The sequence below is a fragment of the Mycolicibacterium vinylchloridicum genome, from assembly GCF_013404075.1.
Classification (GTDB): Bacteria; Actinomycetota; Actinomycetes; order Mycobacteriales; family Mycobacteriaceae; genus Mycobacterium; species Mycobacterium vinylchloridicum.
This window is the reverse complement of record NZ_JACBJQ010000201.1, coordinates 1-864: the sequence shown is the minus strand read 5'-3', so window position 1 is coordinate 864 and position 864 is coordinate 1. Positions and strand designations below refer to the sequence as shown.

The 864-nt window shown below is 64.2% G+C and carries 1 protein-coding gene; it reads left to right on the top strand.

Annotated features, from left to right (window positions below; translation table 11 throughout):
* A partial coding sequence (locus HPC46_RS34565; protein ID WP_179476460.1) for an IS481 family transposase occupies positions 1-864 on the top strand: 864 nt, incomplete at both ends.

Genomic DNA, 864 nt, shown 5'->3' with positions numbered 1-864 from the left:
CGGCCCGGTGGGCTGGCCGCTATCGCACGATGGGAGCCGCAGGCATGGCCGACCGCAGCTCACGGCCTCATCACAGCCCCAACCGGACTCCGACGCGTACTGAGCGGCGCATCATCAACGTCCGCGTTCTGCGCCGGTGGGGACCTGCACGCATCGGCTATCTGCTTGGCCTGCATCCCTCGACCGTGCATCGGGTGCTGACGCGTTACGGGATGGCGAAGCTGCGCTGGCTGGACCGCCCTACCGGGCGAGTGATCCGACGTATCGACTCAGCGCGGCCCGGAGATCTAGTGCATGTCGATGTCAAAAAGCTGGGCAAGATCCCCGCCGGCGGAGGGTGGCGAATGCTGGGGCGCACCGTCGGTAACCGCAACGCCTGGGCAGACAAAAGCTCGGGAACATTCAACGCCTATCACCAACCAGTTCGCGGCTATCACTTTCTACATACCGCCATCGACGGACACTCCCGGCTGGCCTACAGCGAGATACTCGACGATGAGCGCAAAGACACCGCGGCAGGCTTTTGGCTACGCGCAAACGCCTGGTTCCTCCAGTGCGGTTTCACGGTGCGAAATGTGTTGACCGACAACGGAGCCTGTTACCGGTCGACGCCCTTTGCCCAAGCCTTGGGCGAGATAGGGCACCGCCGCACACGCCCCTACCGGCCCCAGACCAATGGCAAGGTCGAAAGATTTCATCGCACCCTGGCTGACGAGTGGGCCTACGCACGGCTCTACCGCAGCGATGCCGAACGCTGCGCAGCGTTCACCACCTGGCTGCACACCTACAATTGCCACCGCGGCCACACCGCACTCGGCGGCCAACCACCCGCCAGCCGCGTACCTAACCTCTCAGGTCAGTACA